This is a genomic window from Enterobacter sp. H2G27, assembly GCF_054403075.1.
Genome location: NZ_JBSVSI010000001.1, coordinates 1,393,866 through 1,408,248, shown reverse-complemented (window position 1 = coordinate 1,408,248; position 14,383 = coordinate 1,393,866). Strand labels below are relative to the sequence as shown.

Sequence of the window (14,383 nt, the reverse complement as noted above, 5' to 3'; positions counted from 1 at the left end):
AGCGCATAAAAAAGGCGAGATGATTATCTCGCCTTTTTTTATTCGCTCACTGCCGTGACGTTTTGCGCTTTTTCCCGCCGCGACGCCAGCCAAAGACCACTGTTTTTCATGGCATAGCCAAACAGCAACCCCAGCACCAGTGAGGGGACCACCAGCTTCCAGTCACCCTGCCCTGCAAAGGTCGCACACGCCCCCATAAAGGTTCCAGGAACAAATGAAAGCAGCAGATGCTTAGCCTGGATGCACATTAAAAAGGCAACAACGCCCGTCATCACGTATCCCAGCATCTCCAGATGCGGCGCCAGCGCGCTGCCTTTCATGATCACCAACGCCCAGATAACGCCGCTCATCAGGGTGCAGCCAGAGATAAAGAGCCCTTTGACGCCCCCCTGCGGGCAGGCGAAATAGGCCGTACAGCCAAGGAATCCGGCCCAGCTGAGTAATCCGAGAGACATGGCCACCCATCCCCAAAGCCCGGAGAGAATGCCCGTCGTTATTGCGATACAAAGTAATATGTTCATGGCGCGCATCTTAGCAGAAGCGCACCATAGAAATGCGATCAGAAGCACATTATGTGCAAATTGAAATGCAAGATTGCAGAATTTATGTGACCTAGATCACTCTCCATTCTCTTCTTCGAGCTCATCCCACATCGCCGCGATCGCGTCGCGCGTGAGCGGTGCCAGCGTTCTCCAGAATGGCGAGGTGGCATGCGCTTCGACTTTACCAAGGAATGTTCCGACCCACGGCAGCAGGTACGTTTCGAACAGGGTTTCAATAGCTTCGTTCTCATCATCCCCGGCGTTGTCTTCGATCCAGGAGGCAGCAAGCAGCAGCGTACCGATATGATCCGCCGGCGTATCGCTCAGCGGCATACCGCGGGTTGAGAGGAAAGCGCGGACTTCCGCTTCCGTCGCCCCTTCCTGCCAGGCAGAACGGTATGGCGAAACGCGGCACTCATCGCCGACGAACAGTGCATTGTAGTCCGTCGCAATCTGCTGCATATCGCAGCTTTTTTGCAGACGTTCCAGTAAATCATCCTGTTCCAGCGGCCAGTTCTGCGCCAGTTTACCTTCACGAATCAACGTAAAAAGCGGAACCAACAGCGGGTCTTGCGGCTGGCGATAATAGAGCGTACCCAGCACGCGGCAGAGGATGGAAAACTCGTTCATTTTTATTATTCCATTACACAATTAAAGATCGGCAAATTCGGCAATCGGCTCCATGCCGCGGGACTCGAGGAAATCGAGCATGCGGCGCGGAGTAACGTTCAGGATTTGCGCTTCCGGGAAGTTAACATCATTCAGCACTTTCAGGCACTCGCTGAAATCACCCAGCGTAAACGCGGTATGAGAATCTGAGCCCAACGCCACCATGCCGCCCGCATCGCGGACGGCGGCCGCCACTTCGCGACAGTTGGCTTCACTGCCCTTACGCGAGTGAACAAAAGAGGAGTTATTAATCTCCAGCGCCACGCGGTGCTTCGCTGCCGCCTGCGCGACAGCCTGAATATCAATCGGATATTTTGGGTTACCGGGATGACTGATAATGTGCACATTGCCGCTGGCAATGGTGGCAATCATCGCCGCGGTATTGGTCTCTTTATCCTGAGGAGCAAAAACCGGCTCATGGAAGCCGGCGAGGATAAGGTCAAGAGACGTCAGCATCGGTCCGGTGCAGTCGATCTCACCGTCGGTATTTTTGATGTTTGCCTCAATGCCGCGCAGTATCCCAATGCCGTCCACCAGACGTGGCCAGATCCGCATATTCACAAAATGCCAGTAGTGCGGCGCATCCGCCATATCCGGGCCATGATCGGTGATCGCGAACAGCTTGATGCCTTTAAGCTTCGCCTGGGCGATATAATCATGGAGGTTGCTATAAGCGTGGGTACTGGCGACGGTGTGCATATGCAGGTCAACGGGATACATCTCTCTCTCCTCTGCGGTTTTTCCAAAGGATAGCAGTTATCAGCGGCGAATATTAGCAAAAACCCGGCGAACGCCGGGTTTCTCTCAGTAGCCGCGCTGTCTGTCGACCTGGCCGGTGACCGGGTTACCCTTTTCCATTTCGCTGATGGTATGGGATATATACGCCACCGCTTCTGCCGGACGCGTCACGGCGGCCACGTGAGGGGTCATCGCGACGCGCGGGTGCGCCCACAGCGGGCTTTCCGCGGGTAGCGGCTCACGGCTATAGACATCCAGCATGGCACCTTTAAGCTTTCCACTGTCCAGCGCCTTCAGCAGATCGGGCTCGACCAGATGCACCCCGCGCGCCAGGTTCATCAGGTAGCTCCGATCGACGAGCTGATTGAGCAACGCTTCATTGATGATACCGACCGTTTCCGCCGTATTGGGCAGCAGGTTGATGAGCACGCGCGTCCCGTTCAGAAAGGCCGGGAGTTCATCCGTCCCGGCAAAGCTCTCTACGCCCGGATAATCTTTGCGGCTGCGACTCCAGCAGCGCAGCGGAAAGCCCCACGGAGCAAGGGCTTCAGCCACTTTTGAGCCCAGCACGCCCGCGCCGAGGATGCCGATGGTAAAGTCTTCACGACGGTAATCCGGCAGCGGCTCCCAGCGGGCCTGCTGCTTAAATGCCTGATAGTCATCAAAGCGGCGGAACCAGTGCAGAACCTGGCTCACGGCATATTCCTGCATCTGCTGGCCCATTCCGGTATCTTCCAGGCGAAACAGTGGAACGTCTTCCGGCAGCATTTCAGGGTGTGCCTTAAGTTTGCTCAGAATGGAATCCACGCCGGCTCCAAGGGCAAAAACGGCCTTCAGCTTGCGTCCCTGGAGCATTTCTACCGGAGGATGCCAGACCAGGGCATAGTCAGCATGTTCATTATCGCCGCGCTTCCACTCGCGTACGCGTGCGCCGGGCAGCGCCGCCGAAAGTGCGTCAATCCAGTAAGCGTTATCAAATGTAGGGTGATAGAAGAGAATATCCATGGTCATTCCTGCCTTTTATTGCGCTGTTTTGCTTTCATTTTCAAGTGGATTGTCAGCATAACAAATTTATCAGGAAACCGCGTTGCTGATAAAAGAGGCATTTTATGCACATTTAAGAATCATGTTGCCTGAAGTTTGTCTAAACGCGCTAAATTACTGAAAAAGTGAGTTGACGGCAGTTCGGCTTTTCCTTACATTAGCGCCCGTCCCGTCAACAACAGGATGACAATATGGTGAGGTGTCCGAGTGGCTGAAGGAGCACGCCTGGAAAGTGTGTATACGGCAACGTATCGGGGGTTCGAATCCCCCCCTCACCGCCATATTTAAAGGAGAGCTCGCATGAAAATGCGGGCTTTTTTTTCGCATATTGTACGCACGCAGGGGGGATTCGAACCTTGTGGCTCTGTGCGAAACTCATGTCGGGTAGCGCTGCGCTTACCCGACCTGGAAAAAACTAGTCTTCCACCATCTTCGCATACTCTTCGGTCAGAAAATCCACCAGCGCCCTAACGGAGGGCAGCAAACCGCGTCTTGAAGGATAAACGGCGTGAATCACTTCCCGTCTGGGTTCCCATGCCTCAAGCACCCGGACCAGCTCACCGGACGCAAGCTGATCCTTCACCATCAAAATCGGCAACTGCACCACGCCAATGCCTGCCATGGCGGCTTCACGCAGCGCGAGCATATCCGTACTGATCAAACGGGGATGGTAATGGATCTCCGCTTTCGCCCCGTCGGGTCCGGAAAGTGCCCACTTATGGTTGTGCTTTCCCTCCCCCATACTTAATCCAGGCCAGGCGCTGAGTTCAGACGGCATTGACGGTTCCCCCAGACGGGCAATCAACGCCGGGCTTGCCACCAGGCAATGCCCCCTGTCAGCCAGCACCCTTAGCACCAGGTCACTGTCATCAAACGGACGCGGGCGTACGCGGATCGCGATATCCACGCCCTCTCCCACCAGATCTACCCGCCGGTTAGTCGCCTCAAGCTGAAGATTGATCCCGGGGTAGCGCGCCATAAATCTTGCCAGCATCGGACCAACGTGGACATGCAGTAAGGTTATCGGGCACGTGATCCTGACGATACCGCGCGGTTCGGCCTGCAGTGCCGCCACGGCTTCCTCGGCAGCCTCGGCCTCCACCATCATCGCTTTGCAGTGCTGATAGAACGTCTGGCCGACCTCGGTCACCGTAAAATGCCGGGTTGTTCTATGGATGAGCCGTACGCCAAGCCGCTCTTCCAGCTGCGCAATCCGGCGGCTTAGCCTGGACTTTGGCAGGTCAAGCGCCCTTCCCGCCGCAGCAAAGCCACCGTAGTCCACCACCTTCACAAACCAGACAAAGTCATTGAGATCCTGCATAAAACCTCATCGTTCTATTTTCAGAACAGTGAATGCCATTTTCACTATCTACCGGGATATTGACCCTGAATATAAGCTAATTACATCAACAGAACATCAGGAGTTAATCATGAAAAACGTAACAGGCGTTTATACCGCTCCCCGCCAGCACTGGGTTGGCGATGGTTTCCCGGTCCGTTCAATGTTTTCTTATCAGACGCACGGCGAGCCGCTCAGCCCGTTCCTGTTGCTGGACTACGCGGGCCCGTATACCTTTCCGGCTGATGGTGCGAAACGTGGGGTGGGTCAACACCCTCACCGGGGTTTTGAAACGGTCACTATCGTCTATGCCGGTGAAGTGGAGCATCGCGACTCCACGGGTAAAGGCGGCGTCATTGGTCCCGGCGACGTGCAGTGGATGACCGCAGGGGCAGGCATTTTGCACGAGGAGTTCCACTCCAGCGCGTTCTCGCAGAAAGGCGGGGAACTGAAAATGATGCAGCTTTGGGTCAACCTGCCGGCGAAAGACAAGATGGCGGCACCGGGCTACCAGAGCATCACGAAAGCCGACATCCCGGTGGTGACGCTGCCGGATAACAGCGGTTCGCTGCGAGTTATTGCCGGTCACTACGACACGGTGACAGGCCCGGCGCACACCTTCTCGCCGCTTAACGTCTGGGACATCGCGCTGAACCAGGGAAGCCATCTGACGCTCAATCAGCCTGAAGGCTGGAGCACGGCGCTGGTCGTGCTTGAAGGCAGCATCACGTTGAACGGTGTAACTCAGGCGGGTGAAGCCCAGCTGGTCGTATTGAGTCAGGAAGGTGACAAACTGCACCTGGAGGCGAACAGCGATGCAAAAGTGCTGCTGATGGCCGGCGAGCCGCTGAATGAACCGATCGCGGGCTATGGCCCGTTTGTGATGAACACTAAGAGTGAAATCAACGAAGCCATTCGTGATTTCAATTCCGGCCGCTTCGGCCAGATCTGAACGTAATAAAGGAGGACTGCCGCTGCGATCTCCAAGATCCAGCGCCCCCTTGAACCGTCAAGTTCTCGATTCACAGCGTTATCCCCTGCTCCACGGCGTAAAAACCGTGGAGCTGATTATTGCTTAACCGAACAGGCACTAAAGCTGAAAATCTGCTTGACCGTGTCAGCGCAACTCCCTATAGTAGCGCCCCGTTGCCCCCCAAGCGGTCAGGCAGCAAAACAATATGGTGAGGTGTCCGAGTGGCTGAAGGAGCACGCCTGGAAAGTGTGTATACGGCAACGTATCGGGGGTTCGAATCCCCCCCTCACCGCCATATTTGAGATGAGAGCTCGTACGAAAGTACGGGCTTTTTTCTTTTATATTCTCCGAAAAGGGGGGATGAGAATCCCCGACCGGGGTTCGACAACTGGCGCAGCCAGTTGGACAGACTGTGAGTGCAGCGAACAGGCTGCCCGCAGGGCGAGCAAAGCGAGTCAATCCCCCCCTCACCGCCATATTTGAGATGAGAGCTCGTACGAAAGTACGGGCTTTTTTCTTTTATATTCTCCGAAAAGGGGGGATGAGAATCCCCGACCGGGGTTCGACAACTGGCGCAGCCAGTTGGACAGACTGTGAGTGCAGCGAACAGGCTGCCCGCAGGGCGAGCAAAGCGAGTCAATCCCCCCTCACCGCCATATTTGAGATAAGAGCTCGTACGAAAGTACGGGCTTTTTTCTTTTATATTCTCCGAAAAGGGGGGGATGAGAATCCCCGACCGGGGTTCGACAACTGGCGCAGCCAGTTGGACAGACCGTGAGCGCAGCGAACAGGCTGCCCGCACAAAAAACAAAGCCCGGTTTCCCGGGCCTTGAACGCAACAGCAAACTCAGTAATACGCTTGCAGCGTGCGCTGGCAGAGCGCCGATCGCACGCAGTCCTCTTTGGTGAAACGTACCACCCCAATCATCTCATCTTCCCCAAAACGTGACATGGCGTCGCTCAGCCCGGATTTTACGCCGGACGGCAGGTCACACTGGGTAATATCGCCGTTAACGATAACCGTCACGTTCTCCCCGAGGCGCGTTAAAAACATCTTCATTTGCGCAGCGGTCACGTTCTGAGCCTCGTCAAGAATGACGACCGCATTTTCAAATGTACGTCCGCGCATGTAGGCGAACGGCGCGATTTCCACCTTGCCAATCTCTGGCCGCAGGCAGTACTGCATAAAGGATGCACCTAATCGCTTCACCAGCACGTCATAGACGGGCCTGAAGTACGGGGCAAACTTCTCCGAAATATCACCGGGCAAGAAGCCGAGATCTTCATCAGCCTGCAGTACCGGACGGGTAACAATGATTCTTTCCACGTCCTTATGGATCAGCGCTTCCGCCGCTTTGGCTGCACTGATCCATGTTTTCCCGCATCCGGCTTCACCGGTTGCAAAGATGAGCTGTTTACTCTCGATAGCATTCAGGTAGTGCGCCTGAGCCTCATTGCGCGCCACAATTGGAGAATTATCACGGCTGTCTCGGGCCATGCCAATTGCTTCTACGCCACTCATCTGCACAAGCGAGGTGACCGATTCTTCTTCACGCTGTTTATGGCTACGTGAATCCCGTCTCAGCACACGTTTTGCTTCGCGACGAGCTTTGATCACTGCTTTTTGTCTTCCCATGGATAGCACCTTGAGTTGTTGGTATTCATCACACGCGCCAGCGTCGGCACGATTATGCGCACGAACATCAGAGGGTTGGCTTCCTTGTAAGCCATTGCTTGCACTATCGGATGACGATACGGAACAGCTACGCGCACCGTTCTGCACGTCGGTCGAATCAGATTCTTGAGGGAGGGGGGAAAATTTAGTGGTGAGGAAATCGCTGCCGGAGTCTGAGCCTCCGCGCCGGGTGCTGCGGTTGTTATGTTTACCTTGTCCAGTACAGGACGCAACCATTCGCGATCTCCATAGTGATTCAGCGTCACTGCCGGGAACTACCGCTGTCTTATCTTAAGTACATCAGGAGTTATCATAAATGCAACATTTATTTTACCTGAATGCAACTTTTAGGACTGTCCCTACAGTTGAAATCAGTCTCATATAGAAATATTACAGAAATATAACAGGAGGATAGTCATATGAAAAAATAATGTCCCTGCGAATCGTCGCAGGGACAATTATCAGGCTTCAATAAGACCCTGCGCGAGATACGCGTTGCTGTCGCGCACGCCCGGCAGGGCAAAGAAATAGCCGCCGCCGATGGGTTTAATGTACTCTTCCAGCGCCTCTCCGTTTAAGCGCTTCTGCACGGTGAGGAAGCCCTTTTCCAGATCGTGCTGGTAGCAGACGAACAGCAGCCCCATATCGAGCTGACCGGAGTTAGTCACGCCGAGCGAGTAGCTGTATCCCCGACGCATCATCAGGCTCGACTGCGTCTCTTTGGTGCGCGGATTGGCCAGACGAATGTGGCTGTCCAGCGCAATCACATCGCCATTAGGATCGCTGGCGTAGTCGGGCACGTCATGCTCGTTCTTCATGCCGAGCGGCGCGCCGCTTTGCTTATCGCGACCGAAGATCGTCTGCTGCTCTTTCAGCGGCGTGCGGTCCCAGAACTCCACGTGGAACTGGATAATCCTCACCGCCTGGTAGCTGCCGCCCACCGCCCATGCCGGTTCGCCCTGATCGGCAGTGACCCACACCACCTCCTTCATGAGCGCACCATCGTGGCTGTCCGGATTGGCAGTGCCGTCCTTGAAGCCCAGCAGGTTCACCGGAGTCTCTTTCCCCTTGCTGCGGGCGGCGTGGTCCGAGATAAACCCTTCCCGCTTCCAGCGCACGCTCAGCAGATCCGGCGTGTGCTTGATGATGTCGCGCAGGGCGTGGATCACCGTATCCTGGGTGTTGGCACAAATTTGCAGAAGCAGGTCGCCATGACACAGCGCAGCGTCCAACGAGTCATTCGGGAAACGCGTCATTTTCTGCAGCGCTTTCGGCTTCTGTTTTGCCAGCCCATAGCGTGTATCAAACAGCGATTCCCCCAGCGAAACGGTAATGGTCAGGTTGTCAGGGGCGATAAACGGCCCCAGAATGCCGGAGTCCATTGGCGGCAGACGCGGGTTCGGCGTATCGGGCGCCGGTCCACCGGCGGTGAGAAACGCAATGCGCTTCGTCAGCAGGCGGAACAGACGTTCCAGATCGGCTTTATCGCTGGCCAGCGAATCAAAGGCCACCAGCATCATGGACGCCTGCTGCGGCGTCAGGATGCCCGACTGATGCTCGCCATAAAACGGCTGCGTCTCCATGCGGGCATTGGGTGACAGCGTGCCGGGCGCGCTTTGCGGTTTTGCCGCATGCGCTACCGGACACCCGCCAGCCAGAGCAAGCGCGCCCCCCAGCGCCCCTACCCCTTTTAACAACCGACGACGTGAAGGCTCAACCACGTCGTTCTCGCTATGCTTATTCATCGTGCTTAGTCCAGACCCAGTACGCCACGCAGCAGGGAGAGATCTTCCGCCAGGGCGGTAATCGGGCCTTTCAGCGCGTTACGGTCGGCGTCGGTCAGCTTATCGTAGGTCTCAAACCCGTCTTTGGTGCGGTACTTCGCCAGGATGGTGTCGACTTTTTTGAAGTTGGCATCCACCTTGCCCAGCAGCTCGCCGTTCTCTTTCTGCAGCTGAGGACGCAGCAGGTTAACGATTTTCTGCGCGCCGTCGACGTTGGCCTGGAAGTCCCACAGATCGGTATGGCTATAGCGATCTTCTTCGCCGCTGATTTTGCTCGCGGCCACTTCTTCAATCAGGCCGGCCGCGCCGCCCACCACTTTTGACGGCGGGAAGGCCAGCTCGCTGATGCGCTTTTGCAGCTCCAGCACGTCGCCGTTCAGCTGCTCAGCGTATTTCTCCATCCCTTTGGTGGAATTATCGCCAAACAGGGCTTTCTCCAGACGGTGGAAACCGGTGAATTTCGGATCGGCGGCCTTCTGCTCGAAATCATCTTCGCGGGCGTCGATGCTGCCATCAAGGTCAGAGAACAGCTCGGCGATCGGCTCGATACGCTCGTAGTGCTGACGGGATGGCGCATAGAGGGATTTCGCTTTTTCGATGTCACCGGCCTTCACCGCATCGGTAAAGGCTTTGGTTGCCATCGCCAGATCCGCCGTCTCTTTCGTGACATAGGCTTTATACGCCGTAATCGCATCGCCCAGGCTCAGTACCGCAGCGCCTTTTGCCGCATCGGCCGTCGCTTCGCCTTTGACGATAAGCTTACCTTTCGGGTTAGTCAGCAGGCCGCAGGTCATCTCATACTCGCCCGGCTGCAGGTTGGCGGTCATCTTCTGGCTGAAGCCAGGAGCGATATTTTCACGCTCTTCCACCACCAGAACGCCTTTAAGGATCTCCCATTCCAGCGCCTTCTGGCTGTGGTTCTGAATAATAAATTGGGTTTTTCCGCTTTTCACCGTGAGGGTCATCGGCTCACACTGCTTGTCGTTGACGGTGACCTTAACCTGTGGAACATCCGCGCCCCAGGCGGAGAATGCAGAAGCGAACAGCGCGGCAATGCCTGCGCATAACGCACTACGACGGAACTGAATTGCCATGACTCTTCCCTTTAAAAAGTATGTTGTAACTAAATCAACTATTATGGCGTAACGCGAGACGCCTGCGTGCCGGTACGCGGCGGCATTGCGAACAGCACCAGCGCCGGAACCAGATAGATAAAGTAAATCGCCACTTCGCTGACGCTCGGCGTTTCCTGATAGCCGAAGATACCTTCGAGCAGAGTGCCGGTCAGAGAGTGCGTGGAGAGCACGTTGCTAAGGTCGAACGCGACGTCCTGGAAGTGGTTCCACAGGCCCGCTTCATGGAAGGCGCGAATCGCCCCTGCCGCCAGCCCTGCCGCCACCAGCAGAATAAACAGGCTGGTCCACTTGAAGAAAGCGCCCAGGTTCAGGCGGATACCGCCCCAGTACAGCAGGAAACCAAGCACCACGGCCGTGGCGAGGCCCAGCATGGCCCCGAGCGGCGGCCAGATCCCCACATCCTGCTGAAACGCCGCCAGCAGGAAGAAAACAGACTCCAGCCCTTCGCGCGCGACGGCGAAAAAGACCATCATAATGAGCGCCCAGCCGTGGTTATTCCCCTTTTGCAGCGCGTTATCCACCGCCTGCTCCAGCTGCACCTTCACGTTACGGGAGACCTTACGCATCCAGAACACCATCCAGGTGAGGATCACCACCGCAATCACGGCGACGATACCTTCAAACAGCTCCTGCTCTTTCTGCGGGAACTCGCCGGTGGTTTCGTTGATGAGGACACCTAAGCCCAGGCAGAGCGCCGCGGCAAGGAATACCCCGACCCACATGACGCCAATCCAGCGTCCGCGCTGGGTTCGCTTCAGATAACTGGCGATGAGGCTCACGATAAGGGCGGCTTCGAGCCCTTCACGTAACATAATGAGAAATGGAACAAACATGCCGACACCTTAAATGTTTATCGCGGTCAACTGATGCAAAGAAAGGTAAATTCTTGTGATAGTGATTATCATTACGGCGAAAAGAAAAACAAGCGAAATGTGCGGTGTTTTGATGACGAGTTGTAAACGCCCAGCCTGATAATAGTTACATACGTTACGTTCAAGTTTATAAGTTATAACGAAAATGCCCATTTACGCTGATTCAGGGCTGTGGCTAAATATCCGCCTCAAACACCTGGTGAAAATAAATTATGTTTAAAATTGTCCATTTCCTGCTGGCGCTGGTTATTATTCTCGCGCTTGCCTGGCTGGTAAGTTTCGACCGCCGAAAAATTCGCATTCGTTTTGTTTTACAGCTGATTGTCATTGAAATTGCCCTGGCGTTCTTTTTCCTGCACGCCGAAAGCGGGTTATTCCTGATTAAATACGTCTCGGGATTTTTTGAGTCACTGCTCAAATTTGCTGGCGAAGGCACCAATTTCGTCTTTGGCGGTATGGGTGAAAAAGGGCTGGCGTTCATTTTCCTCGGCGTGCTTTGCCCGATTATTTTTATTTCCGCGCTGATTGGTATTCTTCAGCACTGGCGGATCCTGCCGATTTTTATTCGGGTGATCGGTACGCTGCTGTCGAAACTGAACGGCATGGGTAAGCTGGAATCCTTTAACGCGGTTAGCTCGCTGATTCTCGGCCAGTCGGAAAACTTCATTGCCTACAAGGGCGTGCTGGGGGACCTCTCTTCCCGTCGTCTCTTCACCATGGCAGCCACGGCGATGTCGACGGTCTCCCTGTCGATTGTCGGCGCGTATATGACCATGCTCGACGCTAAATTTGTCGTCGCCGCGCTGATTCTGAACATGTTTAGCACCTTTATTATTCTTTCGGTCATCAACCCGGCACGCCCGGAAGCGGAGCCGGATATCAAGCTGGAAAAACTGCATGAATCCCAGAGCTTCTTCGAGATGCTCGGCGAGTATATTCTGGCCGGTTTTAAAGTGGCGATGATTATTCTGGCCATGCTGATTGGCTTTATCGCGCTTATTAGCGCCGTTAACGCCCTCTTCTCCAGCGTATTTGGCATGAGTTTCCAGCAGATTCTGGGCTATGTATTTTATCCCCTGGCGTGGCTGGTGGGTATTCCGCTGGGTGACGCCCTGAACGCGGGCAGTATTATGGCGACCAAGCTGGTGGCGAATGAATTTGTGGCGATGATTGAGCTGCAAAAAATCGCGCATCAGATGTCCCCGCGCGGGCTAGGGATTTTATCCGTCTTCCTGGTGTCGTTCGCGAACTTCGCATCCATCGGCATTGTGGCCGGAGCGATTAAGGGTCTTAACGAGCAGCAGGGGAACGTGGTGTCGCGTTTCGGCCTGCGTCTGGTGTATGGAGCAACGCTGGTAAGTTTACTGTCGGCGAGCTTTGCGGGGCTGGTGTTGTAAGTGTTTTTGCCCGGCGGCGCTTCGCTTGCACGGGCCTACGATACAGCAACGGCGGGATTTCCCGCCGTTTTTATTAGAACTGCACGCACACCGGCTGGTCGACGCGCATCACCGACTCCTGCGCGAAGCGTGATTTATAAATCCCGCGCAACGCTTCGATGTTCTTCTCGCTCTGCGCATCTTTACCGTGGATCAGCATTAATGCTTTGCTGGGTTCGCGCGCCACTTTCCCGTCGTTCCCCAGCCACTGCCCGCGCGCGTCAAACACCGTTAAGCCATCGCGGAAACGCGGCGTCACGTCCTGGTCAACAAACTGCTGCCACTCGTTGCTGGTAATCTGTGCCCCGGCAGGACGGTTTAAGCCGAAATAGAGCGTGGTTTGCTGCATCTGGTTATCCGCTTTGCAGGTCTCCACCGCCGCATGCTGCGATGGCGCGTTGCAGCCCGCCAGCATCAATAATGCCGCCGCCATTAACCCTGTTTTGATTGTCATGCTTCGCTATCCTCATTGTTATAAGCACATGGATATCACAGGAAATTACGGATTTTGGCAAGAAAAAAGCCGGGTGGCGCTTGCGCTCACCCGGCCTGTATTGTGCAGCGAGAAAAATTATTCTGCCTGAAGCTTAGACGGCGGCGCAGTGTGGTAATGCGCGTCGGCTTCCGCAAAGCGTTTCTGCATGGAGGCAGACGGCGCTTTACCCAGCAGGCTGAAGACCACGATGCCGATACTGCCGAAGATGAAGCCAGGAATGATTTCGTACAGGCCCAGCCAGGCGAACTGTTTCCAGACGATAACGGTCACCGCACCGATAATCATCCCCGCCAGCGCGCCGTTACGGGTCATACGGGACCACATAACGGAGAACAGGACGACCGGACCAAACGCCGCACCGAAGCCCGCCCACGCGTAGCTAACAAGACCCAGCACGCGGTTCTCCGGGTTGGCCGCCAGCGCAATCGCCACCAGCGCAACCGCCAGCACCATGAAGCGCCCGACCCACACCAGCTCTTTCTGGCTTGCGTTTTTACGCAGGAAGGCCTTATAGAGGTCTTCGGTGATCGCACTGGAGCAGACCAGCAGCTGGCAGCTCAGGGTGGACATCACCGCCGCCAGGATCGCGGAGAGCAGAATACCGGCAATCCACGGGTTAAACAGAATTTGCGCCAGCTCGATAAACACGCGTTCGGCGTTCTGGTTCACCGCACCCGCCTGCGCCGGGTTGTTGCTGAAGTAGGCGATACCGAAGAAGCCAACAGCGCACGCACCCGCCAGACACAGGATCATCCACGTCATACTGATGCGACGGGCATGTACGATGGTGTGGTGAGAATCCGCCGCCATAAAGCGCGCCAGAATGTGCGGCTGACCGAAGTAGCCTAGACCCCAGCCCATCAGAGAGACGATGGCCACGAAGTTCAGCCCTTTCAGCATGTCGACGTTTTCAATGCTCTTCTGCTTGATCACTTCCAGCGATTCGCCAAAGCCGCCAACGGTGAAAATCACAATCACCGGGGTCAGGATCAGGGCGAAGATCATCAGGCTCGCCTGCACGGTGTCGGTCCAGCTTACCGCCAGGAAACCGCCCACGAAGGTATAGAGAATGGTCGCAGCGGCACCGGCCCACAGAGCGGTTTCGTAGCTCATGCCGAAGGTGCTTTCGAACAGGCGCGCGCCGGCCACGATGCCGGAGGCGCAGTAGATGGTGAAGAACAGCAGGATAACCACCGCAGAGATAATACGCAGGATGCGGCTGTTATCTTCAAAACGTCCGGTGAAGTAGTCCGGCAGCGTCAGGGCGTTGTTATTGGCTTCGGTATGCACGCGCAGACGGCCTGCCACCAGCTTCCAGTTGATCCACGCGCCGACGGTCAAACCGATGGCGATCCAGCTTTCCGAGATACCGGAGATAAAAATCGCACCCGGCAGACCCATCAGCAGCCAGCCGCTCATGTCGGATGCGCCCGCGGAGAGCGCGGTCACCATCGGGCCTAAACTGCGTCCGCCCAGAATGTAGTCGTCAAAGTTCTTTGTAGAACGCCACGCCAAAAACCCTATCAGGATCATGCCAAAAATATAAACGAGAAATGTCACCAGCATCGGTGTGCTAATAGCCATTCAAATTCTCCAAAAGTGTCGAGCGACAACCGTCCGGGTTGCCTTGTTATATGATCACCGGAACGAGGTGACGGTATCTTGTGTTTCGGTTGGGC

Annotated in this window: 13 protein-coding genes, 2 tRNA genes and 2 other RNA genes; 6 read left to right on the top strand and 11 right to left on the bottom strand. The window is 55.7% G+C overall.

Annotation, left to right across the window (positions count from 1 at the left end; genetic code table 11):
* Positions 1-38 precede the first annotated feature (38 nt).
* The 4 genes from ACW9E7_RS06595 to ghrA form a co-directional block, all read right to left on the bottom strand.
* Positions 39-521 carry a DUF1097 domain-containing protein gene (locus ACW9E7_RS06595; RefSeq protein WP_146749032.1) on the bottom strand — a complete coding sequence of 161 codons (483 nt, stop codon included), beginning with the start codon at positions 519-521 and terminating at the stop codon, positions 39-41.
* A gap of 96 nt (positions 522-617) precedes the next feature.
* Positions 618-1,172 carry a TorD/DmsD family molecular chaperone gene (locus ACW9E7_RS06590; protein WP_458727447.1) on the bottom strand — a complete coding sequence of 185 codons (555 nt, stop codon included), beginning with the start codon at positions 1,170-1,172 and terminating at the stop codon, positions 618-620.
* A gap of 21 nt (positions 1,173-1,193) precedes the next feature.
* A complete protein-coding gene (locus ACW9E7_RS06585; RefSeq protein WP_008500850.1) occupies positions 1,194-1,931 on the bottom strand; it encodes a phosphatase in 738 nt (245 codons plus the stop codon).
* Between the two features lie 84 nt (positions 1,932-2,015).
* Entirely contained in the window at positions 2,016-2,954 is a 939-nt protein-coding gene (gene ghrA / locus ACW9E7_RS06580) for a glyoxylate/hydroxypyruvate reductase GhrA (RefSeq protein ID WP_115874709.1), read from the bottom strand.
* 232 nt (positions 2,955-3,186) lie between these two features.
* On the opposite strand from ghrA, the gene ACW9E7_RS06575 reads away from it, so the two are divergent.
* Positions 3,187-3,274 (top strand) — tRNA-Ser (locus tag ACW9E7_RS06575).
* 134 nt (positions 3,275-3,408) lie between these two features.
* Here the strand turns inward: ACW9E7_RS06575 and ACW9E7_RS06570 are convergent.
* Positions 3,409-4,314: a LysR family transcriptional regulator gene (locus ACW9E7_RS06570; protein WP_252092729.1), complete on the bottom strand. Its 906-nt coding sequence runs from the start codon at positions 4,312-4,314 to the stop codon at positions 3,409-3,411.
* A gap of 109 nt (positions 4,315-4,423) precedes the next feature.
* Here ACW9E7_RS06570 and ACW9E7_RS06565 point away from each other — a divergent pair, with 109 nt between their 5' ends.
* The 4 genes from ACW9E7_RS06565 (at position 4,424) to ACW9E7_RS06550 (ending at position 5,961) form a co-directional block, all read left to right on the top strand.
* A complete protein-coding gene (locus ACW9E7_RS06565) occupies positions 4,424-5,284 on the top strand; it encodes a pirin family protein (RefSeq protein ID WP_458727446.1) in 861 nt (286 codons plus the stop codon).
* A gap of 228 nt (positions 5,285-5,512) precedes the next feature.
* Positions 5,513-5,600 (top strand) — tRNA-Ser (locus tag ACW9E7_RS06560).
* A gap of 44 nt (positions 5,601-5,644) precedes the next feature.
* Positions 5,645-5,781: non-coding RNA, RtT sRNA (locus tag ACW9E7_RS06555), on the top strand.
* A 45-nt stretch (positions 5,782-5,826) separates the two neighbouring features.
* A non-coding RNA gene (locus ACW9E7_RS06550) (RtT sRNA) lies at positions 5,827-5,961 on the top strand.
* A gap of 191 nt (positions 5,962-6,152) precedes the next feature.
* On the opposite strand, the gene phoH is transcribed toward ACW9E7_RS06550, so the two are convergent.
* From phoH to efeU, 4 genes are all read right to left on the bottom strand, one after another.
* Positions 6,153-6,941 carry a phosphate starvation-inducible protein PhoH gene (phoH, locus tag ACW9E7_RS06545; RefSeq protein WP_458727445.1) on the bottom strand — a complete coding sequence of 263 codons (789 nt, stop codon included), beginning with the start codon at positions 6,939-6,941 and terminating at the stop codon, positions 6,153-6,155.
* A 500-nt stretch (positions 6,942-7,441) separates the two neighbouring features.
* Entirely contained in the window at positions 7,442-8,725 is a 1,284-nt protein-coding gene (efeB, locus tag ACW9E7_RS06540; protein WP_458727444.1) for an iron uptake transporter deferrochelatase/peroxidase subunit, read from the bottom strand.
* A 5-nt stretch (positions 8,726-8,730) separates the two neighbouring features.
* A complete protein-coding gene (gene efeO, locus ACW9E7_RS06535; protein ID WP_458727443.1) occupies positions 8,731-9,858 on the bottom strand; it encodes an iron uptake system protein EfeO in 1,128 nt (375 codons plus the stop codon).
* A gap of 41 nt (positions 9,859-9,899) precedes the next feature.
* Entirely contained in the window at positions 9,900-10,733 is an 834-nt protein-coding gene (gene efeU, locus ACW9E7_RS06530; protein WP_111964489.1) for an iron uptake transporter permease EfeU, read from the bottom strand.
* A 251-nt stretch (positions 10,734-10,984) separates the two neighbouring features.
* Between efeU and ACW9E7_RS06525 the strand changes: the two genes are divergently transcribed.
* Positions 10,985-12,169 (top strand): NupC/NupG family nucleoside CNT transporter, encoded by a 1,185-nt coding sequence (locus ACW9E7_RS06525; protein ID WP_127730349.1) that lies wholly within the window; start codon positions 10,985-10,987, stop codon positions 12,167-12,169.
* A gap of 73 nt (positions 12,170-12,242) precedes the next feature.
* Here the strand turns inward: ACW9E7_RS06525 and ACW9E7_RS06520 are convergent, their stop codons facing one another.
* On the bottom strand, positions 12,243-12,662 hold the full coding sequence (locus ACW9E7_RS06520) for a DUF3574 domain-containing protein (protein ID WP_032648964.1): 420 nt from the start codon (positions 12,660-12,662) through the stop codon (positions 12,243-12,245).
* A 117-nt stretch (positions 12,663-12,779) separates the two neighbouring features.
* Positions 12,780-14,288, bottom strand: a complete 1,509-nt coding sequence (gene putP / locus ACW9E7_RS06515) for a sodium/proline symporter PutP (protein ID WP_111964491.1) — start codon at positions 14,286-14,288, stop codon at positions 12,780-12,782.
* Positions 14,289-14,383 lie beyond the last annotated feature (95 nt).

What these genes read in the sequence shown, in the direction of transcription:
- ACW9E7_RS06595 (WP_146749032.1), bottom strand. Translation starts at nt 521, where the DNA reads ATGAACATATTACTTTGTATCGCAATAACGACGGGCATTCTCTCCGGG.
- ACW9E7_RS06590 (WP_458727447.1), bottom strand. Translation starts at nt 1,172, where the DNA reads ATGAACGAGTTTTCCATCCTCTGCCGCGTGCTGGGTACGCTCTATTAT.
- ACW9E7_RS06585 (WP_008500850.1), bottom strand. Translation starts at nt 1,931, where the DNA reads ATGTATCCCGTTGACCTGCATATGCACACCGTCGCCAGTACCCACGCT.
- ghrA (WP_115874709.1), bottom strand. Translation starts at nt 2,954, where the DNA reads ATGGATATTCTCTTCTATCACCCTACATTTGATAACGCTTACTGGATT.
- ACW9E7_RS06570 (WP_252092729.1), bottom strand. Translation starts at nt 4,314, where the DNA reads ATGCAGGATCTCAATGACTTTGTCTGGTTTGTGAAGGTGGTGGACTAC.
- ACW9E7_RS06565 (WP_458727446.1), top strand. Translation starts at nt 4,424, where the DNA reads ATGAAAAACGTAACAGGCGTTTATACCGCTCCCCGCCAGCACTGGGTT.
- phoH (WP_458727445.1), bottom strand. Translation starts at nt 6,941, where the DNA reads ATGGGAAGACAAAAAGCAGTGATCAAAGCTCGTCGCGAAGCAAAACGT.
- efeB (WP_458727444.1), bottom strand. Translation starts at nt 8,725, where the DNA reads ATGAATAAGCATAGCGAGAACGACGTGGTTGAGCCTTCACGTCGTCGG.
- efeO (WP_458727443.1), bottom strand. Translation starts at nt 9,858, where the DNA reads ATGGCAATTCAGTTCCGTCGTAGTGCGTTATGCGCAGGCATTGCCGCG.
- efeU (WP_111964489.1), bottom strand. Translation starts at nt 10,733, where the DNA reads ATGTTTGTTCCATTTCTCATTATGTTACGTGAAGGGCTCGAAGCCGCC.
- ACW9E7_RS06525 (WP_127730349.1), top strand. Translation starts at nt 10,985, where the DNA reads ATGTTTAAAATTGTCCATTTCCTGCTGGCGCTGGTTATTATTCTCGCG.
- ACW9E7_RS06520 (WP_032648964.1), bottom strand. Translation starts at nt 12,662, where the DNA reads ATGACAATCAAAACAGGGTTAATGGCGGCGGCATTATTGATGCTGGCG.
- putP (WP_111964491.1), bottom strand. Translation starts at nt 14,288, where the DNA reads ATGGCTATTAGCACACCGATGCTGGTGACATTTCTCGTTTATATTTTT.